Raw genomic sequence first — 24,444 nt, 5'->3', positions numbered from 1 at the left:
CCCCAGAGAAGTCAGTGGGTTACGCAGAGAATCGTAACGGGATACCAGATCAAGGGCCTGTCCAATGTGCATAAAAAAATCCGGAAACGAGTGAGCGTTTCCGGATTCTTACACAGCCACTGGATCGGTCAACTGATCCTTAACTGATCGGCATTACACCGCAAGGTGCCTTTTTTTTACGTGTTACCTGTTGGCCTACACGGCAAAACGATTACACGAAAGATAACGCGTAATCAAACTTCTTCCATACGACCCAGCAGTGCCTGCAGACGTTCCTGCCAGCCGTGCTGCTGTTCTTTCAGATGGTTGTTCTCACGCTCCAGTTCTTCGCGCTGATGCTGGGCATTCTGAACTTCCTGCGACAGTGAGTTGTTTTTTTCTTTCAGCTCTTCGATTTCCATCTGCAACAGAGTGATGGTATCAATCGCCTGCTGTACTTTTGCTTCCAGTTTCTCAAACACTTCTAATGACATTGTCATACCTCTCCTGAATTGCAAGGCGTTGATGGATAAAAATCCTCGTCCCGATTATCGGTGACGCCTTAATAAATACGAGCGCACTTTAGTTAGCTTCGATTGTATGAAGCCGCGCCATCGCTGTCCAGCGGCACGCCTTGCAGATTACGGTTTGCCACACTTTTCATCCTTCTCCTGGTGACATAATCCACACCAATCGAAAATGTTAATAAATTTGTTGCACTAATGATCTAACAAACATGCATCATGTGTAAACATGATGGAATAAATGGCGCGATAACGCTCATTTTATGACGAAGCACACACATTTTAAGTTCGATATTTCTCGTTTTTGCTCGTTAACGATAAGTTTACAGCATGCCTACAAGCATCGTGGAGGTCCGTGACTTTCACGCATACAACAAACATTAACTCTTCAGGATCCGATTATGAGTCAAACATCAACCTTGAAAGGCCAGTGCATTGCTGAATTCCTCGGTACCGGGTTGTTGATTTTTTTCGGTGTGGGTTGCGTTGCAGCACTAAAAGTCGCTGGTGCGTCTTTTGGTCAGTGGGAAATCAGTGTCATTTGGGGACTGGGGGTGGCAATGGCCATCTACCTGACCGCAGGGGTTTCCGGCGCGCATCTTAATCCCGCTGTTACCATTGCATTGTGGCTGTTTGCCTGTTTCGACAAGCGCAAAGTTATTCCTTTTATCGTTTCACAAGTTGCCGGCGCTTTCTGTGCTGCGGCTTTAGTTTACGGGCTTTACTACAATTTATTTTTCGACTTCGAGCAGACTCATCACATTGTTCGCGGCAGCGTTGAAAGTGTTGATCTGGCAGGCACTTTCTCTACTTACCCTAATCCTCATATCAATTTTGTGCAGGCTTTCGCAGTTGAGATGGTGATTACCGCTATTCTGATGGGGCTGATCCTGGCGTTAACGGACGATGGCAACGGTGTACCACGCGGCCCTTTGGCTCCCTTGCTGATTGGTCTACTGATTGCGGTCATTGGCGCATCTATGGGTCCATTGACGGGTTTTGCCATGAACCCAGCGCGTGACTTCGGTCCGAAAGTCTTTGCCTGGCTGGCGGGCTGGGGCAATGTCGCCTTTACCGGCGGCAGAGACATTCCTTACTTCCTGGTGCCGCTTTTTGGCCCTATCGTCGGTGCGATTGTAGGTGCATTTGCCTACCGCAAACTGATTGGCCGCCATTTGCCTTGCGATATCTGTGTTGTGGAAGAAAAGGAGATCACAACTCCTTCAGAACAAAAAGCTTCACTGTAATGTGACTACGGGACAATTAAACATGACTGAAAAAAAATATATCGTTGCACTCGACCAGGGCACAACCAGCTCCCGCGCAGTCGTGATGGATCACGATGCCAATATCATTAGCGTCTCACAGCGCGAATTTGAGCAAATCTACCCAAAACCAGGCTGGGTAGAACACGACCCAATGGAAATCTGGGCCACCCAAAGCTCCACGCTGGTGGAAGTGCTGGCGAAAGCCGATATCAGTTCCGATCAAATTGCAGCTATTGGTATTACTAACCAGCGTGAAACCACTATCGTCTGGGAAAAAGAAACCGGCAAACCGATCTATAACGCCATCGTCTGGCAGTGCCGTCGTACCGCCGAGATCTGCGAGCATCTCAAGCGCGATGGCATGGAAGAGTACATTCGTAATAACACCGGTCTGGTCATTGACCCATACTTCTCCGGCACCAAAGTGAAGTGGATCCTTGACCATGTGGAAGGCTCTCGCGAGCGTGCACGTCGTGGCGAGTTGCTGTTCGGTACGGTTGATACCTGGCTTATCTGGAAAATGACTCAGGGCCGCGTTCACGTGACCGATTACACCAACGCATCCCGTACCATGTTATTCAACATCCATACTCTGGACTGGGACGACAAAATGCTCGACGCGCTGGATATCCCGCGCGAGATGCTGCCAGAAGTGCGTCGCTCTTCTGAAGTGTACGGCCAGACCAACATTGGCGGCAAAGGCGGCACTCGTATTCCGATCGCTGGGATCGCGGGTGATCAGCAGGCGGCGCTATTCGGTCAGTTGTGCGTGAAAGAAGGGATGGCGAAGAATACCTACGGCACCGGCTGCTTTATGCTGATGAACACCGGCGATAAAGCGGTGAAATCAGAAAACGGCCTGCTGACCACCATCGCCTGTGGCCCAGGCGGGGAAGTGAACTATGCGCTGGAAGGTGCGGTGTTTATGGCGGGGGCATCCATTCAGTGGCTGCGTGATGAAATGAAGTTGATTAGCGACGCCGACGATTCCGAATATTTTGCGACCAAAGTACAAAACACCAACGGTGTATATGTCGTTCCGGCCTTTACCGGCTTGGGCGCACCGTACTGGGATCCGTATGCACGCGGGGCGATTTTCGGTTTGACTCGTGGCGTGAACGCTAATCACATTATCCGCGCGACACTGGAATCCATTGCCTATCAGACGCGCGATGTGCTGGAAGCAATGCAGGCTGACTCCGGTATTCGCCTGCACGCCCTGCGCGTGGACGGCGGCGCGGTGGCGAATAACTTCCTGATGCAGTTCCAGTCGGACATTCTTGGCACTCGCGTTGAGCGTCCGGAAGTTCGCGAAGTTACCGCCTTAGGTGCGGCGTATCTCGCCGGTCTGGCGGTTGGCTTCTGGCAAAATCTCGACGAACTGCAAGAGAAAGCGGTGATTGAACGCGAGTTCCGTCCAGGCATCGAAACTACCGAGCGTAATTACCGTTACGCAGGCTGGAAAAAAGCGGTTAAACGTGCAATGGCGTGGGAAGAACACGAGGAGTAATGTCAGGCATCTGACCGATTGCCTGATGCTGATTGCCTGATGCGACGCTGACGCGTCTTATCAGGCCTACGAACCGATGCCATTTTGTGTAGGCCGGATAAGGCGTTCACGCCGCATCCGGCATGTCGCAGACTATGGCTCCGTGCGGGGGCAATCCCCGCACACATCAATAATCCGCCCCCTCCCCTGTGCTACACTTCGCGCCATTCCTTACTGCTTAGAGTTTGCTATGAGACGAGAACTTGCCATCGAATTTTCCCGCGTCACTGAATCTGCGGCGCTGGCTGGCTACAAATGGTTAGGACGCGGCGATAAAAATACCGCTGACGGTGCGGCAGTAAATGCCATGCGTATCATGCTCAACCAGGTCAACATTGACGGCACCATCGTCATTGGTGAAGGTGAAATCGACGAAGCGCCGATGCTCTACATTGGTGAAAAAGTCGGTACTGGTCGCGGTGATGCGGTGGATATTGCTGTTGATCCGATTGAAGGTACGCGAATGACAGCGATGGGCCAGGCTAACGCGCTGGCAGTGCTGGCTGTAGGCGATAAAGGCTGCTTCCTCAATGCACCGGATATGTATATGGAGAAGTTGATCGTCGGACCTGGTGCCAAAGGCGTCATCGACCTGAATCTGCCGCTGGCGGATAACCTGCGCAATGTTGCAACGGCACTCGGCAAACCGTTAAGCGAACTGACGGTAACGATTCTGGCGAAACCACGCCACGACGCGGTTATCGCAGAAATGCAACAACTCGGCGTGCGCGTGTTTGCTATTCCGGATGGCGACGTCGCCGCCTCCATTCTTACCTGTATGCCGGATAGCGAAGTTGATGTGCTGTACGGCATTGGCGGTGCGCCAGAAGGTGTGGTTTCTGCGGCGGTGATCCGTGCATTAGATGGCGATATGAACGGCCGTCTGCTGGCACGCCATGATGTCAAAGGTGATAACCTGGAAAATCGCCGCATTGGCGAACAGGAACTGGCACGCTGCAAAGCAATGGGTATTGAAGCCGGTAAAGTGCTGCGTCTGGGCGATATGGCGCGTAGCGATAACGTCATCTTCTCTGCCACCGGCATCACCAAAGGCGATCTGCTGGAAGGGATTAGCCGCAAAGGCAATATTGCCACCACTGAAACGCTGCTGATCCGTGGTAAGTCACGTACCATTCGTCGCATTCAGTCGATTCATTATCTGGATCGTAAAGACCCGGAAATGCAGGTGCATATTCTCTGATCGATTTGATCGATTGAGCCTTCCAGTCCTTCGGGACTGGAATTTTTTTGTTCGGAGAACGAAGATAAGGCAAGTCAATCAAAACAGGAGAGAAACATGGCTGATTGGGTAACAGGCAAAGTCACTAAAGTGCAGAACTGGACCGACGCCCTGTTTAGTCTCACCGTTCACGCTCCCGTGCTTCCGTTTACCGCCGGGCAATTCACCAAACTTGGCCTTGAAATTGATGGCGAACGCGTTCAGCGTGCCTACTCCTATGTGAACTCGCCCGACAATCCCGATCTGGAGTTTTATCTGGTCACCGTCCCCGATGGCAAATTAAGCCCGCGACTGGCGGCGCTAAAACCGGGTGACGAAGTGCAGGTCGTTAGCGAGGCGGCAGGGTTCTTTGTGCTGGATGAAGTGCCGGATTGCGAAACACTTTGGATGCTGGCGACCGGTACGGCGATTGGCCCCTATTTATCGATTCTACAATTGGGCAAAGATTTAGATCGCTTCAAAAATCTGGTACTGGTTCACGCCGCACGTTATGCCGCCGACTTAAGCTATTTGCCTCTTATGCAGGAACTGGAAAAACGCTACGAGGGAAAACTGCGCATTCAGACGGTGGTCAGCCGGGAAACGGTAGCGGGTTCACTTACCGGCCGGATACCGGCGTTGATTGAAAGTGGTGAACTGGAAAATGCGGTTGGCCTACCAATGAACAAAGAGACCAGCCATGTGATGCTGTGTGGCAATCCGCAGATGGTGCGTGATACGCAGCAACTGCTGAAAGAGACCCGGCAGATGACGAAACATTTACGTCGTCGACCGGGCCACATGACAGCGGAGCATTACTGGTAAGCGGTTACTTATCGATAAACGGCACGATGAGTAGATCCGCATTCAACTTATTGATCATTCCGCGATATGCTGGCATCAAACGGTTGATAAACGAGTGGTGATGACCACAGACAAGGAGGTCGCACTGCTCTTTTTGCATAATTTCCAGCAGTGTTTCTGGCATTTCTCCGCGCTCAATGCGCAGTTTCGTCTTCGGCCACTGAATATTTTTCGTCAGTTTATACAGTTTGTTATCCGACTTATCTTTCAACAGTTGAAGAATATCTTCTGTTGCCGGAAAGTAGATACCCGGATACAACTCGCTTAAGCCATCATCGATATGAATTAACGTCAGGTGGGCATCGTTATGTCTGGCGAGATCCAGGGCTTTGTTCACCAGTAAGGCATCTTCTTCATTCCCGGAAATTGCCACGCCAATGTGTTTATAAGCCATGTTTAACTCCATTAACCAAGTGAACGCAGTGATAACTCAAAAATAATCATCTCGGCCTGGCATGAGAAGGTGAAGGCCGCATCAAGCTCAACCTGCCCCTCCAGATCTTTAATCTTATAAGCCACGCTGGCCCCTTCATCCGCAGAGGATGCGGCAGCAGCAAGCTCTTTCAGTTTAGTCATAAAGGACTCTGCTTCTTCGCGGGTGGCAAAAAAGCGCGAAAGTTTGCTGGTACAGTTATCGTTATCAATAACCGTACCGATATCAATCGCACATCCTTTAGTACTGCATTTATCTACGACATCTTTCATAGGGCACCTCTGTATATTCGCCTCTCTGTCGATTGCCACTTAAGAATAATGCGCCGTTAAGAGAAGAACAAACAAGTAATGATCTTATGGATTACCATTTTTTTTGATATTGCTTAAGATAAGGAAATGAAGAAGATTTTCCGGGCATCGTCATTTGCAACGTGGAAATAACGATCCCGGATAAAAATAGCAATAAGAGATATATTAAGGACTAATGGCTTGATTTATTCTCGGACTTATACTTTACGTCCTGGGTGTCTTTTCCGTATTTATTTGCGCTTTGCGTGCCGACAAATGCGCCAAGATCAATAAGCATCATCACCAGAATCAACGTCGGAATAAAACGCCCTACCGCCCATTGCCAGACGCCCGGTAAAATCGCCCAGTTACCCGCCAGAAGCATCCACGCTACAATCATCAAAAATGCCCATGCGCCAGAACGGCCGCGATCGTGCAGCCGTTTCACCGTCACTGCCGCTGTCGGCCATAACAGGCACACAAGGCAAAACGCGGCGGTCTGGATATCGAGTAATTTTTTACCTGCCAGTGAGAAAAGCACCAGCATCCCAACGATCCAGAGGCCAATCCAAATCCAGAAATCACGGCGTCCAATACGCCCTTTAAACGAGAATAACCATTGCTGTATGGTCATGTAAGTTCCTTGATGGTTGTCTTTTCCAGGATTCTACCCTTTTGACAAGGGCGACAGATATCGTTTTAATCGAACCCAGTCATAACAAAAGGTACTGCCGATGAAGTCAGGGTGTTCACTGTTTTTTCTCTTATCTGTTGTGTTATCCGTTAGTGCAACGGTGCACGCACAATCGCCTGGCACGGCAACGACAGCGCCCTACCTGCTGGCTGGTGCCCCCACTTTCGATCTCTCCATCAGCCAGTTTCGAGAAGACTTTAACAGCCAGAATCCCAATCTGCCACTGAACGAATTTCGCGCCATCGACAGCAGCCCCGACAAAGCCAACCTGACTCGCGCCGCCAGTAAAATTAACGAGAACTTGTATGCCTCTACGGCGCTGGAGCGCGGCACTTTAAAAATCAAAAGTATTCAAATTACCTGGCTACCAATCCAGGGACCAGAGCAAAAAGCCGCTAAAGCAAAAGCCCAGGAATACATGGCGGCAATGATCCGCACGCTTACCCCGCTGATGACCAAAACACAGAGCCAAAAAAAGCTGCAATCACTCCTTACTGCGGGGAAAAACAAACGTTATTACACCGAGACAGAAGGCGCATTGCGCTATGTTGTCGCGGACAACGGCGAAAAAGGGCTAACCTTCGCTGTTGAACCGATTAAGCTGGCGCTATCTGAATCGCTTGAAGGGTTGAATAAATGACAAAAAGCAAAGCCTTTGTGCCGATGAATCTCTATACTGTTTCACAGACCTGCTGCCCTGCGGGGCGGCCATCTTCCTTTATTCGCTTATAAGCGTGGAGAATTAAAATGCGACATCCTTTAGTGATGGGTAACTGGAAACTGAACGGCAGCCGCCACATGGTTCACGAGCTGGTTTCTAACCTGCGTAAAGAGCTGGCAGGTGTTGCTGGCTGTGCGGTTGCAATCGCACCACCGGAAATGTACATCGATATGGCGAAGCGTGAAGCTGAAGGCAGCCACATCATGCTGGGCGCGCAGAACGTGGATCTGAACCTGTCCGGCGCATTCACCGGTGAAACCTCTGCCGCTATGCTGAAAGACATCGGCGCACAGTACATCATCATCGGTCACTCTGAACGTCGTACTTACCACAAAGAGTCTGACGAACTGATCGCGAAAAAATTCGCTGTGCTGAAAGAGCAGGGTCTGACTCCGGTTCTGTGCATCGGTGAAACCGAAGCTGAAAACGAAGCGGGCAAAACTGAAGAAGTGTGCGCACGTCAGATCGACGCGGTGCTGAAAACTCAGGGTGCTGCTGCATTCGAAGGTGCAGTAATCGCTTACGAACCCGTATGGGCAATCGGTACTGGCAAATCTGCAACTCCAGCGCAGGCTCAGGCTGTTCACAAATTCATCCGTGATCACATCGCTAAAGTTGACGCTAACATCGCTGAACAAGTGATCATCCAGTACGGCGGTTCTGTAAACGCCTCTAACGCCGCCGAACTGTTCGCTCAGCCGGACATCGACGGCGCACTGGTTGGCGGTGCTTCTCTGAAAGCCGACGCCTTCGCAGTAATCGTTAAAGCTGCAGAAGCCGCTAAACAGGCTTAAGTCTGACAGGTGCCGGATATCACATCCGGCACTTAACTCGCCTTAACGCAAAATCTCACACTGATGATCCTGAATTTCCTCGGCTGAAGCACGATTCAGCGTCAGGAGATTTCGTTGCGTCGCCAGCAATACAAACGAGTTATCACTCTGTCGTACCATCGCCAGCCCGTAACTTCCCATATGTTCCCGTGCCCCAGGCACTTCTTCCGCTAACATCATAAACGGACTACGTTGTACTAATTCGCTTTCAGTTACCCGACGCGCCAGGTATTCATGCCCCTGTAATCCGCCCGGCAGCGGCAACCAACGACTACTGATGTTCGCCAGATTGTTATCCAGTTGTTCGCGTACATCTGGACGAATACAAGAAATATGAATATGAAAATGATTTTGCGTGCGCCCGGTGCGGGAGTTAATCGCCAGAGATACCGCACGATCGGGAATCTGCTGACCGTATTTTTGGCTCATAAAATCACGCGCCTGCCAGGCCAACCAAAAGAAGTTAGGCGTTGAAGGATCAGTCAACAAAGGGCTTTCAGTACCGTTAATACGATACGTTGGCATCAACAGATATTGCAGTGGGCCGTTAATGTCTTTTAAAACCACATACCCGGCATTAGGTTTTACCTCCACACATGGCGAAGGGTTTTGGTTTTGCTGCTGATTGGGCAAACATTGCTCAAGGACAATCTTACGTAATACCTCCGAATCACCGGTAAATTTCCAGTAGCCGAAACCCGCAGCAACGGCGATAACTATCATCACCAAAATGAAAATAACCGTTTTTTTCATCGTTTTTTCCCTGTACCTCAAAGAGATGCAAGGGTAACGCAAAATCGTGACAAATAAAAAACCCGGTCGCAAGATGCCTCCGGGCCTGGTTACCTTCAACAAAATTAACGTTTGCTGATTTGGTCGAACGTACCACCGTTAGAAAAATGCTCTTTTTGCGCCTTCGTCCAGCCGCCAAACTCTTCATCGATGGTAAACAATTTCAGCTTCGGAAAAGCGTTTTCATATTTTTTCGCTATCTCCGGATCGCGCGGACGGTAATAGTTTTTGGCTGCAATCTCCTGACCTTCTGGGGTATAGAGATATTTCAGGTAGGCTTCTGCGATCTCTTTGGTGCCTTTTTTCTCCGCCACTTTATCAACAACCGACACCGTCGGTTCCGCGAGAATAGACTCGCTCGGCGTGACGATTTCGAATTTATCTTTCCCCAATTCATTCGTTGCCAGCAGTGCTTCGTTTTCCCAGGCTATCAGCACATCACCAATACCACGTTCGACGAAAGTATTAGTAGAGCCACGCGCGCCGGAATCCAGAACTTCAACGTTTTTATACAACGACCGCACGAAATCCTGTGCTTTCGCTTGATCGTTATTATTGTGATGCAGCGCGTATCCCCACGCTGCCAGGTAGTTCCAGCGGGCGCCACCAGAGCTTTTCGGGTTAGGCGTGATCACTGAAATATCGGGCTTAACCAGGTCGTTCCAGTCATGGATTTGCTTCGGATTACCCTTGCGCACCAGGAAGACAATGGTGGAGGTGTACGGCGCGGAGTTATCCGGCAGACGTTTGATCCAGTTTTTATCAATTCGACCACGTTCAGCAATCGCATCCACGTCGTAAGCCAGCGCCAGCGTCACTACATCAGCATCTATGCCGTTAATCACCGACGTTGCCTGTTTACCTGAGCCGCCGTGCGACTGACGAATCACTACGTTATCGCCCGTTTGCTGCTTCCAGTGGGCACTGAACGCTTTGTTGTATTGTTCGTACAACTCGCGCGTAGGATCATACGAAACGTTAAGAAGCTGAATATCCTTTGCCATAACGCTGGTCGCCGCCAGCAAAAATGTAAACCCTACGCCCCACTTGTTCATCGCCCGGTTCTCTTATGTTGTGTTGTGATAAGCAAAGCGTGCCAGAACGTGAATCAAACATTAAAGAATAAAAAAAGATTGGATATAACCTGAGGGTATATATGGGGGAGTAAAAAAGGCGGAATGAATCCGCCTCAAATTGCTGACAATGTACGCTTGTTCATGCCGGATGCGGCGTAACCGCCTTATCCGGCCTACAAAAATTTGCAAATTCAATAAATTGCAGAATTCATATAGGCCTGATAAACGAAGCGCATCAGGCATTTTTGCTTTTGTCATCGGTTTCAGGCAAAAGAAATCTGCCTTTTCCCGATATCATTAATACAGTTTTTTCGCGCAGTCCAGCCAATCACCTTTGAACGGACGCTTCATGTTTTCGATAGCGTCGATGATGTCATGGTGAACCAGTTGTTCGTTCTGAATACCTACGCAACGACCACCGTAGCCTGCCAGCAGCAGATCAATCGCATATGCGCCCATACGGGAAGCCAGAATACGGTCATAAGGCACCGGAGAACCACCACGCTGGATGTGGCCCAGCACGGTTGCACGAGTTTCACGACCGGTTTCTTTCTCGATGAAATGCGCCAGTTCATCGACATCGCACATGTGTTCAGTGATCGCCACAATCGCGTGTTTCTTACCTTTCGCAATACCCGCTTTGATTTCGTTTACCAGATCTTCACGGCTGAATTCGACTTCCGGTACAACAACAAATTCACAACCACCGGCGATTGCTGCAGCCAGAGTCAGGTCGCCACAGTAACGACCCATTACTTCCACCACTGAAATACGCTGGTGAGAAGAAGATGTATCACGCAGACGGTCGATCGCTTCTACAACAGTGCTCAGTGCAGTGAAGAAACCGATGGTGTAGTCAGTACCTTTGATATCGTTGTCGATGGTGCCTGGCAGACCAATGCATGGGAAACCCATTTCGGTCAGACGCATTGCACCCATGTAGGAACCGTCACCGCCGATAACAACCAGCGCATCGATGCCACGTTTTTTCAGGTTTTCGATAGCCACCGCGCGGATGTTTTCGTCGCGGAATTCAGGGAAGCGCGCAGAACCGAGGAATGTACCACCACGGTTGATCATGTCAGACACACTGTAACGGTCAAGCTGAACCATACGGTCTTCATACAGGCCCAGATAGCCGTCATAAATCCCCATGACTTCCAGACCTTCCGACAGCGCCGCACGTACGACACCACGGATTGCTGCGTTCATGCCAGGCGCATCACCGCCACTTGTCAACACACCGATTTTCTTAATCATGACTACCTCTGAACTTTGGAATGCAAAATGAAATCTGTTGCCGGAAGTCGATTCTGCATATCGAACACCAAACGAATATGCAGATAGTATAACAACCACTGCCTGCTGAATTGATTCAGGTCAGACCAAATGGCGGTAATTTATACACAAAATGCGGGTCTGGCTCTCTTTTCGCAAGCATTATGATAGCTCAAACCGTTTACCTTCCCTGGGCACGACGGAACAAGGGTCCTGATGAATAATGACATCCGAGCCTGGAAAACGCCGTAAAATAGCCTGCTCTACCTGATCAGCCACCATATGCGCCTGAACCAGAGGCAGAGAGTCTTCCATTTCCAAATGAATCTGAATAAAGCGAGTCGGCCCTGACTGCCGCGTGCGAAGATCGTGAGCGCCGCTTACTCCCGGCCAGGAAGTCACGATATCAATAATTTCCTGCCGCTCCTCATCGGGTAACGCGCGATCCAGCAATGACTGTACCGCCTCATACCCCATGCGTAACGCACTATATAAAATATAGATGCCAATACCCAAAGCAAACAGGGCATCTGCGCTATGCCAGCCATACCAGGATAATGCAAGTGCCAGCAAAATCGCGCCGTTCATCATAACATCAGACTGATAATGGAGCATATCTGCACGCACCGCCTGACTTTGTGTACGGCGAACCACCCAACGCTGAAACGAGACAAGAACGATGGTGCAAACTAACGCGACAATTGTGACGATAATACCGACACCAGGATCATTCATTGGCGTCGGTGAAATCAGATGTTGGATCCCGGTTAAAAACAAAAACAACGCCGAACCAGAGATAAACATACTTTGCGCCAACGCAGCCAGGGATTCCGCTTTACCATGACCAAAAGTATGTTCGTCATCCGCCGGTTGCAACGAATAACGCACCACCAATAAATTGGTCAGTGACGCACCAATATCCACCAACGAGTCGACAAGCGCGGCGAGAATACTCACCGAACCGGTATACCACCATGCAAAAATTTTAATCAGCAATAGCAGCGAAGCCATCGCCGTCGCAGCAATCGCCGCCCGGCTGACCAGCCGTCCATAAGATTGATTCATAAATACTCCCGCTATCAACTGACGGTAGTATAACGGAAGCAAATCATCTGCAATGCATTAAGCAACAGGCAAATTGAGGATAAAAAAAACCCCCACATCATGTGGGGGAAGACAGGGATGGTGTCACAAAAAAGCACCTAACCTGATGATATAAATGGATTTATATCAACCACTGTCCACATAGCGTCCACATCGACTATAAATAAGCCCCTCGACTGAGGGGCTTCATGTTTGTAATTACATCCACATAATTTGCTGCCCTGACGGCAACGGGTGCGGCCTTACGGCGTGGACTTCTCCCGGCTTCACGATGTATCTCTGTACCGACTCATAGGTGATGAACGTGGCGCTGCAATTCACGTTCTGGCACTGGTGATAACGCTCTTTTGTCGTGTCAGTGATATAGCGGCTTGTACGCGCATGTGCGGCATGCTGGCATAAAGGACAATGAAACATCGCGAGCACCTCTTCCGGTTTTGTTGATGTTGCCATTTTAGTTAATTTATCCTTATAAAACAAACAGATAAAATAAAAGCATCACTCATCATCTTCTGTTTCGTACTCCACATCAGAAAGCCTGACCTCAAGCTCTAAGGACGTCGTGAAGCCGCTATTATTCAGAAAATGTGTCACCTTAGTGATTGTCCAGTCCTGCTCGTCTATGACGCGCTTAAAGCCTGACACTTTAACCGGTGTTTCCGTGTAAATATCTGCCCGACCGGTAGCCAGGCTGATGGAGAACTCCGCCACACCCCGTTGCAGTTTATCCCACTTCGCCTGAGCGGCGCGCATGGCCTGCGCTTTTGTGGCATATACCGTGGTCAGGGCAAAAACATTGTCAGCCTCACCGGCCATGTATTCACCTTCGCGCGCTTCCGGTACTTTTGGCGCTTTCTTCTGCGTGACCGGTTTAGCTTTCGGGTGCTCCAGTGCGCGCAGGTGTTTCTCTTTCTTTTTGCGTTTCAGTTTTACCTTCTGCTTTTGCGGCTTCGGGTCTTTGGTGTGTAACCACTTTGCTGTTACGCCGGTATAGGCTCCACGGTCAGCAATCGCAAAATGATGACGGTCACCGTCGCTGCGGGTGATGGTAATCTGAGGGATTTTTTTACCGCTGGCCGTCACCCCCTGCCCCGCTTTGAGAAACAGCAGTTTTCCCATTTTTACCGACACCTCACCGCCGTTGCGTTCAGCAAGACGGGTCAGGAATTTCACATCGGACTCCTGCGACTGGTCGATGTGCGGGATTTTAATTCCGGCCAGTGACGGAGCGACACTGGCTTCCAGCCTGTTACGGGTGGCTATCGCCTCAACAATCGCACCGAGCGTGGTGTCATGCCAGGAGCCTTCCCGGCGGGAATTGAGCGTCCCGCGAAAATCTGCACTCCGGGCGCGGATGGTGACCACATCCGGCGCGCCCCGGTGTTCAACCTCATCAACGGTAAATTTCCCTTTGCATACCAGGGCAAAACCTTTCCAGCCGATATACACCGTCAGGACAGCGCCACGAACCGGCAGTCCGACCTGCCCGTCGGCATCGTTCAGTTCAATATCAAGCTGGTCAGCCTCAAAGCCCCGGTTATCCGTCAGAGTCATGCTCATCAGACGGTCGCTGATATTGCCGGTAATATCCCTGCTGTCGAGCATCAGCATGTAATCCGGCGTCAGCGTACTGCCTGCATCAAATGTCAGTGCATCCAGCATTATCCCGCCCCCGTCATTCCTGTGAATTTAGTCGCCATACTGCCAGCCTTACCGATGAGCGATTCCGCCTGTTTACCGATATCGCCATAAAGCGCGGCCAGTGATTCGTCAACGCGGGTGAGCGACAGCGTAAAATCAATTTTTCGGGGTGTGCCGTCTGCAAAGAAAATACTCCCTGTTTCACTCACCTTGCTGATGACATACATGCCGTAAATCATGCCAGTGCCATCCAGCAACGGCCACGCCCGGCCTTCCTCTGCCATCAGTCTGAGCGTGGTCACCGTCAGCTTTCCGCCGGTCAGTTCAGGATAAAGCACACCGGCAAGCGTCATGTTTTCCTCACCCACACCGAGAAACTGGTAGGCATCCCGTTTACCGATACGGGAATTTGACGGCCAGCGATAATCTGATTCACGCTGCATGGTCTGGTGTGGCAGCGTCTGGCGCATAAAAACAAACATACCTAACGCGAGCATCATTTTTCGTCACCTCCTTAACCGTCATGCATCATGCTGGCACGGGCGCGCGCACGTTTATCCCGCTCGTATTTTTCGAGCGCATCCTGTAACTGGCGGTCAAGCTGTGTCCCCGGCGCAGTACCACCCGTCAGGCTGATGTGATATTCGTTTTTACTCTGGTCTACATAAGAGCGGCCAGCCGGTGCCGTGACCGGCTGATAAGCCTGATAACCTGCATAAGAGCTGGTCGCCGGAATATAACCACCGCTGCCATACGTGGCGGCTTGAGTTCTGGCGGCGGTCTGGTCAAGTGTGTCTGACTCTTTGTTGATGACACCGAGTTTTTCCAGTACCCAGTCAATACCACTGCGCAGTTTGTTGAACGCATTAAGCGGCAGCATCAGCGCGTCAGCCAGTGCCTGCCCGAACATGACGCCCGTGTCACGGCAACGGTTCAGGGTGTCCTGGGTGGCTTTGACCGGGGCAATCAGGTTTTTAAACCACTGCCACGCGGCCTGTAACTTTTCACCCAGCCAGTCAAACACCGGTTTAAGTGGCGTGAACAGTTCCCCCACCGGCGCAAATGCCGCTTTCAGCCCTTCAACCACACCGCCAAAAAATGCGCTGACAGGCTCCCAGTATTTACGGATAAGTAACGCCCCGGCGACAATGGCGGCCACCACGGCCACTACCGGCCAGCTAATCGCCCCGATGGCGGTCATAACAGCACTGCCAACCGTCGTGAAGATTGCCCCCATTGCGCCTGCTGCCGCGATGATGGCATTGATGCCGGTGATAACCGGCCAGGCTACAAGACCAATGGCACCGATGATGCCAGTCAGCACCAGTGCGCCACCGGCAATGAGGCCGATGGTTGACGCCAGTGATTTGTTTTTCTGTATCCAGCCGTCGAGTTTTAACACATACTTTGTGGCCGTCTGCGTGAGATTACGCAGTGCGCCTTCCTGCTGGTCAAACAGGTCAGTCCCTACCGCCTCATAAGCGGACTGAAACTCCTTAAAGTCACCGCCGAGGTTATCCTGCATGATTTTAACCAGCTCTTCCGTTTTACCGTCCGAGGCTTTCAGCGTGGCGGTCAGCGTATCCAGTTTTCCGCTTGCTGCCGCTGCCAGTAAAACGTTCGCTGATTTCAGGGCTTCCTCACCAAAAATGGTTTTAAGGTATTCCCCCTTCTGAGACGTTCCCAGCTTATGCTTATCAAAGCTGGCCTGAATCTCTTTCAGAATGGTGAACAACGGACGCATATTCCCCTTTTTGTCCGAGGTTTTAACGCCAAGCTCTTTGAGTGCATCCCATGCTTTTCCAGTCGGTGCCTGTAATCGGGTGACAACGGCACTGCTACCCGTACCCGCCATTGACCCCCTGATGTTATTGTCATGCAGCACACCGGTCATGGCCGCTGCCTGCTCAAGACTTACACCTGCCGTCCTCGCAACCGGGCCGAGGTAAGTCAGTGCATCACTGAGTCCCTGAAAATCAGCCGCCGACTTATTCATCGTTGCCGACAACACGTCGCCCACATGGCTGACATCATCATTTGACAGTTGAAAGGATGCCTTAGTCCCCAGCAACAATTGCGCGTTTTCTTCCATCGACCGCTGGTTTGCCAGTGCCATATTCAGTGTGACCGGCGTTGCTGCCTGAATAGCCGCAGCATCTCCACCCGCTTTCGCAATGATAATCTGTGCACCGGCTGCATCATCTGCCGAGGCTGCGGTATTGTCGCCGAGCTGGCGCGCCTGCTTGCGGAGTGCGGTCATTTCGGCGGAGTCTTTTGCCACACTCAGCACGGCCTGCAATTCTGAGTTTTTCTGCGCAAACTCATAGCCGGGCATCAGCAGCTTAACTCCGGCCATCGTTCCCGCCGCCGCAATCCCCACACCAGCAGCGCCCACTGAGGCCATGTTTCCGGCCAGTTCCTTTCCGGCCTGATAACGCTGTTTTACTGCATTAAGTTGTGCCTGTTGTGCACTGACACGCGCCAGCGCGTCACGCTGCCGGTTAAGCTGTGCGGTGGTTTCACTGATACGGTTTTTCAGCCCTCGTTCATCATGCGCCAGATTACGGGTATTAATACCCGCCTGACTCAATTCCTGACGCTGGCGCTGTACCGACAATCTCAGGCTGTTATATTTCGCCTGTAACTCAGACGCATTTTTACGCGCGGCTTCCATTGCCTTTGCCTGTGCATTTGTCGGTCGTTCAGTATTTTTAAACTGGACAGCCAGAGCTGCGGCTTCCTGTCTGGCTTTTTTCAGTTCCTGACCAGTCACGGCGAGCTGTGCGCTGGTCTTGCGAAATCCCTCAATACGGGATGCCTGACCGTTCAGCTCGCGCAGTGATTTTTGTGTGTCCCGGATATCCCCCGACAGCGACTTACTCGCTGTACGGATGGATTTAAACGGGCGGGATGCCTGGTCAACAGCCCTGAGCAATACCTGTAATTTTACATTGTTACTCATTCGTGTTTCCGCTTCGCCGGAGCGCCTTTTCGCGCCATGTGATGAGTTCGGTCAGGCTCATGGGATACAGTTCTGATGGCGGCCAGTGAAATATCACTGCCACATCCGCCATCAGGTCATCGACCGACAGATTTTTCGGAAACGTCACTGCACCGAGTTCGGAGACAAAAAACCGACCACCTTACTGGCCAGCGCCACAAGGTCAGGCAGTTCCAGCGCGGCGACTTCCTGCTCGGTCAGCATCGGTGCCGTCATGCGCGGCAGCACCTTAATCAGTGCATCGACTTCGGAGTTTGCAACCGCAGCCAGACTGACACCGCGCAGCGTCCCGGCATTGGGTTTCATCAGCGTGACCTGTTCGATAACCTGCTCACCACGTTTGACCGGATTTTCCAGGGTAATGACATTTTCTTTGTTCATGGTTTTCTCACTTCTGAATCAGGGTTAACCGGTCAGCCTGGCTGACCGTATGAAAATCACAGGCCGATATTTCGGCGGTGTTGCTCCAGCCGGTCGACGCCGTTCACCTTCTCAATCATGTTGATGGTGTCGATTTCGACCAGCTCCTTACCGTCCATCGTCAGCCGGAAATAAGTACAAATCACCGGGAGTTTCGATTCGGTATCCTCTCCCTGTTTACCCTCTCCGGTGTCGACTTCTTTCTGACGCCCACGCATGACCACTTCGACGGCCACCGTTTCGCCGGTATCGTCGCGCTGGTAAGAACCAGCAAAACGAATCGGTACGGCATCAGCACTGGTTGCAGCGTAAAGCTCCCAGATAACCGAATCCGGGAATCCACCGAGCGACCACTCCATTGACAGCGCATCATCATCAAGGCCGAGGTCTACCGGTGCGCTGCCGTTCATTCCCGCACCGCGATAATTTTCGAGCTTACGGGTCAGTTTTGGCAGCGTGACGGAATTTGCAACGCCCTGATAGCTGTAGCCGTTCAGAAAGACATTCATGTATTTGAGTTTGCGCGGCATTGCCATCGGTCAGGCTCCTTAATTGCTGTTAACCGAGGTGACCAGATTTGCCAGGTATTTATCGGTGATACGCTGGCGCAGGGTCAGGTTTTCGAGAGGAGGCACCGGGGTATAGTCGTAGTCGATATACAGTTTTCCGGCCTTGAGGGTTTCCGCATCGTTGGATTCTTCGCTGAACCAGCAGGTCGCATCCACGATATAGCCGTTTGTTTTCAGCTCACGGAATTTGGCATTGATGCCGTCAACGATGTCGCGAATCAGCGTTGCGGTGATGGGCTTGTCCACCGCCCACATGTGCGCCTCAGCCATCGTGTCGGCCAGCACCTGCGCGGTGCGGGTGTAGTTTTCAAAGAGGAACAGCGGGTCATCAGAGCAGGTACGGTTACCCCAGAAGCGGAAACCGTCACGGCGAATCAGCGTTGTGACGCCTGACTCGTTAAGCAGGTCAGCATCGGTGCCGGACTCCTGCAAATCCCAGAATACAGATGCGCTGATGCCGGTAACACCGTTCACCCCAACGTTGGACAGTGTTTTATGCCAGCCCTGCTCCTGGTCGATTTTAGCGCGCAGACCCAGCGCACGGGCGGTGGCATACGCGGTGGCGGTGGTACTGGTGACCGTATCCCATGCGAGGAAATCCGGCCAGATGACCATCAGCTCACGCTGGCTGAAATTCTGACGGTAGGCTTTCACCTCGGAAATGGTCTTACAGCCCCATGCGCTGATATACCCGAAAGCGCGCAGCTTCTGACAGACTGATGCCAGTGCAACAGCCACCTCTTTGGTATCCAGCCCCGGCACACCGAGGATACACGGTTTAACACCGGTTACCGACTCCGCCGCCAGCAGGGCTTTCAGTCCGGTGTACTGACCATTTTCGTCGGTAGTGCCGATGATATTGGAAACGGTCTGCGCAAGTTTCGTTTCTTCGTCGTCGCCGGTGCCGTCTTCAACACGCACGACAACGGTGACCGGTTTTGACTGGTCAGCGATGGCCTGCAACGACGCCGCCAGCGTGCCTTTTTTACCAGCCTTTGCAATTGCGCTCTGCACATTGGTAATCAGCACCGGTTTATTGAGGGGGAAGGTTTCCGCATCCGCATCGCTGGCCGTGCAGACCATGCCGACAATGGCCGTGGATACGGTGGAAATGACGCGGGTGCCGTCGTTAATCTCCAGCACCTGCACGCCGTGATGATAGTCACTCATCCGTTTAACTCCGTGGTTAATGGGTGCAACTATTTTCTGTTGTGCAGAGCATGAGACGCTATTTGACCTGGCTGGCCAGTGGATGAAACAACAGATAAAGAAAAGGCGGGCAATCAGCCCGCCTGTGTTTATTGCGGTAGTTCAGGCCATTCTATATCCGGAGCATCTTCCGGCTGAACGCGATTCAGTAGCACACGGTATTTTTTCCAGTGTGTCAGGCTTAACTTTTCTTCCTCGGTAGCCATATCTAAATCGACAGCATCCTGCAGAGTGGCAATAATTTCACCTGCATATGCAATCAGCTCTTTCTTCTGAGAGTCAGCCGCTCTGACAAGCGCATCACGCTCTGCATTCTCATCATTCACCCACGCATTTCCGTTCCATTTCTGATAATCCCCATCCGGGGAAATGGCTGTCACGTCTGGAGGTAATACGCCAAGTTCAGAAATATAAATGGCTGCTCCCGTTTTCGTTTCATAGACGGTCTTTCCGCGATGGTCTTCCATCAGTTCCCATTTCATTTCATCTGCATTGAAAACGGCTGCATAACCAGCAGGAATATCAGGCGGTGCAATATCTGTACTGTTTGCAGGCAGACCTGTATGCGGCGGAATATATGCATCACTTTCGCCAATAAACTCATTGGTTCCATCAAGTAAATTGAAAACGCGGATAGTTTGTGCTTCTGCACTCATTCTGAAAGCCATTATGCAAGCCTCACAATATAGTTATATGCAATATTTTTTACGGTGTTCTCTGAATTCCCCGTAGCATTGACCGTGATGGTGTGTCCGTGCGCCCCCAATGCCACAGTATGTGCATGGGCACCAATACCTACGGTGTGGTTATGCTGACCAATATCGACAGTATGGGCATGGTTACCGGCTGAGGAGGTCGTTACTGTTCCTACTGATTTCCCCGTCGCCCCCGCGGCGTTTGGCCCGTCTTTCTGCTCTTCATTTAATACTGTAAATGAGTGAGCATGATTCCCCGTGCTATTAGTAGATTTCGTCCCATGGTTAAATGTGCTGACCGTTTTTGTTCCGTAATCAAACGAACTGGTTGTTTTCGTTCCCAAATCCGTATTTGACGCACTAGCGCTGTGAGTATGCGATTTAATGCCGTCCTGTTCCTGTGATAATACGGCGCGACCACTGGCGGGTTTGCCCTTGATTGTCCAGCCGCGCATATCTGGAATCACCCCTGACGGATAAGCTGCTGCAAGCAGGGGATAGGCTGCTTTATCAAAAGTCTGCCCCAGCATCAGGGCATAGCCTGTAGGTACTGAATCAGAAGGCCACGGGATTGGAGCACCTACCGGAAATGAATCCTGCGGTGTCCATGATGTCCAGCCCCCCGTTGAATACTGGCTGCGGGTATAGCTTCTTGATGTGTTATAGACATAGTAAATTTGTGTTATTCCGGCATTTTTAAGCACAACCAGAGTACCTGCAAGATTCTCCGGGTATTTCAGCGATGCGCTTGTATTCGCATTCAGTGGCTGATGGTACAGTCCCGGCGTTTTGTAATTATCCAGATTCTGGTTTGCACCAATCTCAATACTCTGACTGTTAAAAATATCCTGCGATGTAACATTGACATCATTGGTCAGTGGTTTGCCATTGACCTTACGCCCGTCAGGAACGCGTCTGTTTGCATTATCATTGGCAGCTTTCACCGCTTTCGGAGTCGCGGCAAATGTTTCAGAATCGCTGTTGGTGTCATTACTGAGCTGAACAAGCCCTTTTCGCGCTGTAGTAGCGTCCTGCGCAGTGTATTTCCCGTTAGCAAGGTCATACGCTGTCTTAACCGCCTTTGGCGTTGCCGCAAGCGTTTCAGAATCGCTGTTGATGGCGCTACTGAGCTGAACAAGGCCTTTTCGCGCTGTAGTGGCATCCTGTGCAGTATATTTCCCGTTAGCAAGGTCATAGGCGGCCTTTACCGCTTTCGGCGTTGCGGCCAGCGTTTCAGATTCACTATTGGTCGCGCTGCTTAACTGAGTAAAACCTTTTGCAGTCAGTGAGGCGTCCGGGTGGCGTCGTGACTGTTCGTGCTCTGCAATTTTGTCATCAACGTAATCCTGCGTCGCCATCACCGTTGTGGTGTCGATGGTCAGATCCACTGAGGCCACACTGCTGACGATGATGACCATGCGGCAGGTCTGCGAACGCCCTGAGCCTTCGGCAAGAGCGGGCTTATAACTTTCGGCCATGTTCGCCACAGCAATTAACGTTCCCGCATCATCGTACAGGCCAAGCTCACGCATCCAGAAACCGCCCACCTCCGGCGGGATGACCAGCTCTGCGATAATATAATTACTGTGTCGATTGTCCTGACTGATTTTATTCAGGGCATGTCGCCAGACCTCATTAACAAGTTTTGTCTGTCCGGCATCCGGCACCGGCAATTGACCGCCACCGTCCCCGACGGCCATCGTGGTAATGTTGACCTTCCTGCCTCCCGGTGCAGTCGCCGCTGCCAGCTTTGCTGCACCGGCAGTAGTGATAACGGTTTGGAACTTTGCGCTCATTATTCCTCACTTATCCTGGGTAAACCGTAATAACATCGCCGTCATAAGCCACACCACCGGCAAACAGATAACCGGGGATGTCCTGGGTAATATTCAGACCAATAAGGTGACGACTTGCAGGTTTGGCATCGGCAATCAGCCGTTCCATTTCCAGATACATCTCCTCCGTGATGCCGCTTTCCAGTACGCCGATATCAAGCCGGAAGGTGCCGGGCGGGTCGCTGTTTTCCCACCACTCCGTCACGTTGATGAGATAGCCGAGCGGCTCCACCACACGGCGAATCGCACCAATAGTGCCCTTATGGCAGTGAATGAAATACGCATCGCGGATAACGGCGCGTTTTGTCGCTTCCGGCCACTTTTCATCCCACCTGTCGACCGAAAACGCCCACGCCAGCCACGGCAGCAAATTTGCCGGGCAGGTGTCCGGGTTCCACAACTCACGAATCCTGACCGGCGTTTTTTCAATTTCCGCACAGGCTTTTGCGGCAGCGACTTCAAGCGGTGATGAGCCGGTCGGCAGCAGTCGCGAATCACTCATCCGAGCCTCCGGTCACGACGCTGTATTCGGTACAGAAAGACGCCTGCGTATTGTTGAGCACGATGTCGGCCAGCGGTGCAGCCAGTTCGACACGCTGCACGCCTTCCACATGCAAAGCGGCATAAATGGCAGACAGACGGATGTCGCGCCCAAGCCGGTGCTGTGCCGTGATGTACGCTTCCAGTTTTTTCACGGCGGCAGCGCGAATGGGTTCGCTTTCGGGGCCAGGGTAAAGGTAAAGCGTGGCATTTATCTGGTATTCAACGATGACGGCAGACTGCACGGTCACACGGTCGGCCACCGGTCTGACGTCCTCACCATTAAGGGCGTTGCGCACCACCGCCAGCAGGTCTTCGGATGCCACACCGTTATTTTCACGTGACAGCACAGAGATGGTGACGCAGGCCGGAGAAGGACTGGTGACAGAGATATCTGCGACACGCCCGTCGGCACTTCGACCATGATACTGATAGGCCCCCACCGACCCGGCGACGCTTAAACCTTCAAACGCCTGCTGAATACGCAGACGATAATCGGTGTCAGATTCCATCACGGCCGGTGTCGGCGGGAGGGTCGAATCATCTGCCGGGGTGATAATCAGGCGTGTGGTGTTGTAATTGGCACCAATCACATCAAGGTCATTACCGGCGGCACAGGCCAGCATCACCGCCCGTGCAGCCTCATTCACACGCTGACGCCAGATAAGCTCACGATAAGCATTTTCCTCCAGCAGTTTGACGAGAGGCTCAGATTCCAGCGTCAGGGTACGGGCGACCGCCTCCTGCTGGTCTTCCGGGTAAAGGGAAATCAGTGTCGCCTTGCGTTCGGCAAGAATGGTTTCAAAGTCCAGCTCCTCGACCACATCCGGTGCGGGTAGCTGGTTCAGGTCGATAATCGGCATGGTTTCAACTCACAGGGATGGTTAACGAAAGTGGCTGGCCGGTGTCGTTGTGCTGGCCGGTTAACGTGACCGTCATTCGCCCGTCAAAACTGCGCGCCGTGGTGACGGATGACAGGGTGACGCGGGGTTCCCATTTCAGCACGGCCATGTAACAGGCGACCTTAATCTGCAACTCAAGCGCCGGGGTCTGCGGCTGGTCAATCATTGACGCCAGCAACGAGCCGTAATCACGACGCATCACCCGTGAGCCGACCGGTGTGCGCAGGATATCGCCGATACTCTGGCTGATATGCTCAAGGTCAGTGACAGTCAGGCCATCACTGCGATTCATTCCGAGATAACGCGCTGTCATTTTGTCCCCTGCGTCCAGTTGTCACCTGACTTAACACCACCGTGACCGTGGTTATCCACCTGAACGCCGTTAGACGTGAATTTCCCGTCGGTATGCTCGATGTTGCCGTGCATCTTCCCGCCCTTCTGCACTTCCAGCGTGCCGGTAGTCAGTTTGTTAGTGCAGACCACCTCTGGTGTGTCCAGGGTGACGCGGGTTGATGCTTTCACCATGACCACCGGCACCGTGGCGGTAACAGAATCAGAAGCCGTCACGCTGGCCGTTTTAATTCCGCTTACCGTGAGTGCACTGGTTTCAGGTTCATACTCAATCACCGCCCCGTCAGGGAAACGGATATGCAGGGCATCCGCCGACGCAGACGGCGCGGGGTTATCGCCGGAATAAATCCCCGGCAGAACGAACGCCGTGTCGAGTTCACCACCCACGGCCAGAATCAGCACCTGCTCCCCCACGGAAGGTGCCCACCATGTGCGCGAACGACCGGCACGATGGGTCAGCCACTGAAGCCAGTCGGTGCACATGCCACCTGTCTGCACACGGCAGCGACCGGCTTTAAGGTCGGTTTCGACGACAAGGCCAGTACGAATCATGTTGCGCAGTGCGCGCGCGAGTTCCTGAATATTTGCGAGAGTGTTCATAACGGGAAGGATGCCGCCGGGTCATACCGGCGGCAATGTGACGATGAGGTGTCGGGA

General features: G+C 52.0%; 29 protein-coding genes. 6 read left to right on the top strand and 23 right to left on the bottom strand.

Annotation, left to right across the window (positions count from 1 at the left end):
• A partial coding sequence (locus A9587_RS25095; RefSeq protein ID WP_001675268.1) for a hypothetical protein occupies window positions 1-72 on the bottom strand: 72 nt, incomplete at its 3' end.
• A gap of 161 nt (window positions 73-233) precedes the next feature.
• On the bottom strand, window positions 234-479 hold the full coding sequence (gene zapB / locus A9587_RS17075) for a septal ring assembly protein ZapB (protein ID WP_077627654.1): 246 nt from the start codon (window positions 477-479) through the stop codon (window positions 234-236).
• Between the two features lie 425 nt (window positions 480-904).
• On the opposite strand from zapB, the gene glpF reads away from it, so the two are divergent.
• From glpF to fpr, 4 genes are all read left to right on the top strand, one after another.
• The gene (gene glpF / locus A9587_RS17070; RefSeq protein WP_105264015.1) at window positions 905-1,750 is read left to right on the top strand and encodes a glycerol uptake facilitator protein GlpF; all 846 of its coding nucleotides are present in this window, start codon (window positions 905-907) and stop codon (window positions 1,748-1,750) included.
• A gap of 22 nt (window positions 1,751-1,772) precedes the next feature.
• Window positions 1,773-3,281: a glycerol kinase GlpK gene (gene glpK, locus A9587_RS17065; protein ID WP_001517514.1), complete on the top strand. Its 1,509-nt coding sequence runs from the start codon at window positions 1,773-1,775 to the stop codon at window positions 3,279-3,281.
• A gap of 229 nt (window positions 3,282-3,510) precedes the next feature.
• Window positions 3,511-4,521, top strand: coding sequence for a class II fructose-bisphosphatase (gene glpX, locus A9587_RS17060; RefSeq protein WP_001250656.1), 1,011 nt, complete (start codon window positions 3,511-3,513; stop codon window positions 4,519-4,521).
• A 96-nt stretch (window positions 4,522-4,617) separates the two neighbouring features.
• Complete coding sequence (gene fpr / locus A9587_RS17055) at window positions 4,618-5,364, top strand: ferredoxin--NADP(+) reductase (protein WP_000796325.1); 747 nt, start codon at window positions 4,618-4,620, stop codon at window positions 5,362-5,364.
• A 4-nt stretch (window positions 5,365-5,368) separates the two neighbouring features.
• On the opposite strand, the gene uspD is transcribed toward fpr, so the two are convergent.
• From uspD to A9587_RS17040, 3 genes are all read right to left on the bottom strand, one after another.
• The gene (uspD, locus tag A9587_RS17050) at window positions 5,369-5,797 is read right to left on the bottom strand and encodes a universal stress protein UspD (protein ID WP_000323548.1); all 429 of its coding nucleotides are present in this window, start codon (window positions 5,795-5,797) and stop codon (window positions 5,369-5,371) included.
• 11 nt (window positions 5,798-5,808) lie between these two features.
• Window positions 5,809-6,108 (bottom strand): DUF406 domain-containing protein, encoded by a 300-nt coding sequence (locus A9587_RS17045; protein WP_000655993.1) that lies wholly within the window; start codon window positions 6,106-6,108, stop codon window positions 5,809-5,811.
• Window positions 6,109-6,319: 211 nt separating this feature from the next.
• A complete protein-coding gene (locus A9587_RS17040) occupies window positions 6,320-6,760 on the bottom strand; it encodes a DUF805 domain-containing protein (RefSeq protein ID WP_000155271.1) in 441 nt (146 codons plus the stop codon).
• Window positions 6,761-6,860: 100 nt separating this feature from the next.
• Between A9587_RS17040 and A9587_RS17035 the strand changes: the two genes are divergently transcribed.
• Entirely contained in the window at window positions 6,861-7,460 is a 600-nt protein-coding gene (locus tag A9587_RS17035; protein WP_000834907.1) for a YiiQ family protein, read from the top strand.
• 107 nt (window positions 7,461-7,567) lie between these two features.
• Entirely contained in the window at window positions 7,568-8,335 is a 768-nt protein-coding gene (gene tpiA / locus A9587_RS17030) for a triose-phosphate isomerase (protein WP_001216325.1), read from the top strand.
• Between the two features lie 42 nt (window positions 8,336-8,377).
• Here tpiA and cdh read toward each other — a convergent pair whose 3' ends face one another.
• The 18 genes from cdh to A9587_RS16940 all read right to left on the bottom strand — a co-directional run bounded on the left by cdh (window position 8,378) and on the right by A9587_RS16940 (window position 24,387).
• Complete coding sequence (cdh, locus tag A9587_RS17025; RefSeq protein WP_010376556.1) at window positions 8,378-9,127, bottom strand: CDP-diacylglycerol diphosphatase; 750 nt, start codon at window positions 9,125-9,127, stop codon at window positions 8,378-8,380.
• Window positions 9,128-9,231: 104 nt separating this feature from the next.
• On the bottom strand, window positions 9,232-10,221 hold the full coding sequence (sbp, locus tag A9587_RS17020) for a sulfate/thiosulfate ABC transporter substrate-binding protein Sbp (protein WP_016262739.1): 990 nt from the start codon (window positions 10,219-10,221) through the stop codon (window positions 9,232-9,234).
• Between the two features lie 318 nt (window positions 10,222-10,539).
• Window positions 10,540-11,502, bottom strand: a complete 963-nt coding sequence (gene pfkA / locus A9587_RS17015) for a 6-phosphofructokinase (RefSeq protein WP_001517511.1) — start codon at window positions 11,500-11,502, stop codon at window positions 10,540-10,542.
• A gap of 180 nt (window positions 11,503-11,682) precedes the next feature.
• Window positions 11,683-12,585: a CDF family cation-efflux transporter FieF gene (gene fieF, locus A9587_RS17010; protein ID WP_001076732.1), complete on the bottom strand. Its 903-nt coding sequence runs from the start codon at window positions 12,583-12,585 to the stop codon at window positions 11,683-11,685.
• 237 nt (window positions 12,586-12,822) lie between these two features.
• Window positions 12,823-13,041 (bottom strand): prophage transcriptional regulator OgrK, encoded by a 219-nt coding sequence (ogrK, locus tag A9587_RS17005; RefSeq protein WP_000468308.1) that lies wholly within the window; start codon window positions 13,039-13,041, stop codon window positions 12,823-12,825.
• Window positions 13,042-13,122: 81 nt separating this feature from the next.
• Window positions 13,123-14,286 carry a phage late control D family protein gene (locus A9587_RS17000; RefSeq protein WP_016157990.1) on the bottom strand — a complete coding sequence of 388 codons (1,164 nt, stop codon included), beginning with the start codon at window positions 14,284-14,286 and terminating at the stop codon, window positions 13,123-13,125.
• Window positions 14,286-14,765, bottom strand: a complete 480-nt coding sequence (locus A9587_RS16995; RefSeq protein ID WP_105281935.1) for a phage tail protein — start codon at window positions 14,763-14,765, stop codon at window positions 14,286-14,288. Before A9587_RS16995 ends, A9587_RS17000 begins: the two co-directional genes overlap by 1 nt.
• Before the next feature lie 14 nt (window positions 14,766-14,779).
• Window positions 14,780-17,227 (bottom strand): phage tail tape measure protein, encoded by a 2,448-nt coding sequence (locus A9587_RS16990; protein ID WP_105281934.1) that lies wholly within the window; start codon window positions 17,225-17,227, stop codon window positions 14,780-14,782.
• Window positions 17,220-17,375: a GpE family phage tail protein gene (locus A9587_RS16985; RefSeq protein WP_000143830.1), complete on the bottom strand. Its 156-nt coding sequence runs from the start codon at window positions 17,373-17,375 to the stop codon at window positions 17,220-17,222. Before A9587_RS16985 ends, A9587_RS16990 begins: the two co-directional genes overlap by 8 nt.
• Window positions 17,372-17,647 carry a phage tail assembly protein gene (locus A9587_RS16980; RefSeq protein WP_105281933.1) on the bottom strand — a complete coding sequence of 92 codons (276 nt, stop codon included), beginning with the start codon at window positions 17,645-17,647 and terminating at the stop codon, window positions 17,372-17,374. Before A9587_RS16980 ends, A9587_RS16985 begins: the two co-directional genes overlap by 4 nt.
• A gap of 56 nt (window positions 17,648-17,703) precedes the next feature.
• Window positions 17,704-18,222, bottom strand: coding sequence for a phage major tail tube protein (locus A9587_RS16975; RefSeq protein ID WP_001516653.1), 519 nt, complete (start codon window positions 18,220-18,222; stop codon window positions 17,704-17,706).
• Window positions 18,223-18,234: 12 nt separating this feature from the next.
• A complete protein-coding gene (locus A9587_RS16970) occupies window positions 18,235-19,425 on the bottom strand; it encodes a phage tail sheath protein (protein ID WP_105281932.1) in 1,191 nt (396 codons plus the stop codon).
• Window positions 19,426-19,553: 128 nt separating this feature from the next.
• Entirely contained in the window at window positions 19,554-20,132 is a 579-nt protein-coding gene (locus A9587_RS16965) for a tail fiber assembly protein (protein ID WP_105264062.1), read from the bottom strand.
• Window positions 20,132-21,955: a phage tail protein gene (locus A9587_RS16960; RefSeq protein WP_105264063.1), complete on the bottom strand. Its 1,824-nt coding sequence runs from the start codon at window positions 21,953-21,955 to the stop codon at window positions 20,132-20,134. Before A9587_RS16960 ends, A9587_RS16965 begins: the two co-directional genes overlap by 1 nt.
• A 10-nt stretch (window positions 21,956-21,965) precedes the next feature.
• Window positions 21,966-22,496 carry a phage tail protein I gene (locus A9587_RS16955; RefSeq protein WP_105281931.1) on the bottom strand — a complete coding sequence of 177 codons (531 nt, stop codon included), beginning with the start codon at window positions 22,494-22,496 and terminating at the stop codon, window positions 21,966-21,968.
• Window positions 22,489-23,397, bottom strand: a complete 909-nt coding sequence (locus A9587_RS16950) for a baseplate assembly protein (RefSeq protein WP_001121487.1) — start codon at window positions 23,395-23,397, stop codon at window positions 22,489-22,491. Before A9587_RS16950 ends, A9587_RS16955 begins: the two co-directional genes overlap by 8 nt.
• A gap of 4 nt (window positions 23,398-23,401) precedes the next feature.
• A complete protein-coding gene (locus tag A9587_RS16945; RefSeq protein WP_000127163.1) occupies window positions 23,402-23,749 on the bottom strand; it encodes a GPW/gp25 family protein in 348 nt (115 codons plus the stop codon).
• A complete protein-coding gene (locus A9587_RS16940) occupies window positions 23,746-24,387 on the bottom strand; it encodes a phage baseplate assembly protein V (RefSeq protein WP_042028226.1) in 642 nt (213 codons plus the stop codon). The genes A9587_RS16945 and A9587_RS16940 overlap by 4 nt, the downstream gene beginning before the upstream one ends.
• Window positions 24,388-24,444 lie beyond the last annotated feature (57 nt).

This window comes from Escherichia sp. MOD1-EC6162, from assembly GCF_002965125.1.
Lineage (GTDB): Bacteria > Pseudomonadota > Gammaproteobacteria > Enterobacterales > Enterobacteriaceae > Escherichia > Escherichia marmotae.
The sequence above is the reverse complement of the archived record's forward strand: the minus strand, read 5'-3'. Positions and strand labels throughout refer to the sequence as shown.

Excerpts from the sequence above, each read along its gene's own strand:
- zapB (WP_077627654.1), bottom strand. The coding sequence starts at position 479 with ATGACAATGTCATTAGAAGTGTTTGAGAAACTGGAAGCAAAAGTACAG.
- glpF (WP_105264015.1), top strand. The coding sequence starts at position 905 with ATGAGTCAAACATCAACCTTGAAAGGCCAGTGCATTGCTGAATTCCTC.
- glpK (WP_001517514.1), top strand. The coding sequence starts at position 1,773 with ATGACTGAAAAAAAATATATCGTTGCACTCGACCAGGGCACAACCAGC.
- glpX (WP_001250656.1), top strand. The coding sequence starts at position 3,511 with ATGAGACGAGAACTTGCCATCGAATTTTCCCGCGTCACTGAATCTGCG.
- fpr (WP_000796325.1), top strand. The coding sequence starts at position 4,618 with ATGGCTGATTGGGTAACAGGCAAAGTCACTAAAGTGCAGAACTGGACC.
- uspD (WP_000323548.1), bottom strand. The coding sequence starts at position 5,797 with ATGGCTTATAAACACATTGGCGTGGCAATTTCCGGGAATGAAGAAGAT.
- A9587_RS17045 (WP_000655993.1), bottom strand. The coding sequence starts at position 6,108 with ATGAAAGATGTCGTAGATAAATGCAGTACTAAAGGATGTGCGATTGAT.
- A9587_RS17040 (WP_000155271.1), bottom strand. The coding sequence starts at position 6,760 with ATGACCATACAGCAATGGTTATTCTCGTTTAAAGGGCGTATTGGACGC.
- A9587_RS17035 (WP_000834907.1), top strand. The coding sequence starts at position 6,861 with ATGAAGTCAGGGTGTTCACTGTTTTTTCTCTTATCTGTTGTGTTATCC.
- tpiA (WP_001216325.1), top strand. The coding sequence starts at position 7,568 with ATGCGACATCCTTTAGTGATGGGTAACTGGAAACTGAACGGCAGCCGC.
- cdh (WP_010376556.1), bottom strand. The coding sequence starts at position 9,127 with ATGAAAAAAACGGTTATTTTCATTTTGGTGATGATAGTTATCGCCGTT.
- sbp (WP_016262739.1), bottom strand. The coding sequence starts at position 10,221 with ATGAACAAGTGGGGCGTAGGGTTTACATTTTTGCTGGCGGCGACCAGC.
- pfkA (WP_001517511.1), bottom strand. The coding sequence starts at position 11,502 with ATGATTAAGAAAATCGGTGTGTTGACAAGTGGCGGTGATGCGCCTGGC.
- fieF (WP_001076732.1), bottom strand. The coding sequence starts at position 12,585 with ATGAATCAATCTTATGGACGGCTGGTCAGCCGGGCGGCGATTGCTGCG.
- ogrK (WP_000468308.1), bottom strand. The coding sequence starts at position 13,041 with ATGTTTCATTGTCCTTTATGCCAGCATGCCGCACATGCGCGTACAAGC.
- A9587_RS17000 (WP_016157990.1), bottom strand. The coding sequence starts at position 14,286 with ATGCTGGATGCACTGACATTTGATGCAGGCAGTACGCTGACGCCGGAT.
- A9587_RS16995 (WP_105281935.1), bottom strand. The coding sequence starts at position 14,765 with ATGATGCTCGCGTTAGGTATGTTTGTTTTTATGCGCCAGACGCTGCCA.
- A9587_RS16990 (WP_105281934.1), bottom strand. The coding sequence starts at position 17,227 with ATGAGTAACAATGTAAAATTACAGGTATTGCTCAGGGCTGTTGACCAG.
- A9587_RS16980 (WP_105281933.1), bottom strand. The coding sequence starts at position 17,647 with ATGAACAAAGAAAATGTCATTACCCTGGAAAATCCGGTCAAACGTGGT.
- A9587_RS16975 (WP_001516653.1), bottom strand. The coding sequence starts at position 18,222 with ATGGCAATGCCGCGCAAACTCAAATACATGAATGTCTTTCTGAACGGC.
- A9587_RS16970 (WP_105281932.1), bottom strand. The coding sequence starts at position 19,425 with ATGAGTGACTATCATCACGGCGTGCAGGTGCTGGAGATTAACGACGGC.
- A9587_RS16965 (WP_105264062.1), bottom strand. The coding sequence starts at position 20,132 with ATGGCTTTCAGAATGAGTGCAGAAGCACAAACTATCCGCGTTTTCAAT.
- A9587_RS16960 (WP_105264063.1), bottom strand. The coding sequence starts at position 21,955 with ATGAGCGCAAAGTTCCAAACCGTTATCACTACTGCCGGTGCAGCAAAG.
- A9587_RS16955 (WP_105281931.1), bottom strand. The coding sequence starts at position 22,496 with ATGAGTGATTCGCGACTGCTGCCGACCGGCTCATCACCGCTTGAAGTC.
- A9587_RS16950 (WP_001121487.1), bottom strand. The coding sequence starts at position 23,397 with ATGCCGATTATCGACCTGAACCAGCTACCCGCACCGGATGTGGTCGAG.
- A9587_RS16945 (WP_000127163.1), bottom strand. The coding sequence starts at position 23,749 with ATGACAGCGCGTTATCTCGGAATGAATCGCAGTGATGGCCTGACTGTC.
- A9587_RS16940 (WP_042028226.1), bottom strand. The coding sequence starts at position 24,387 with ATGAACACTCTCGCAAATATTCAGGAACTCGCGCGCGCACTGCGCAAC.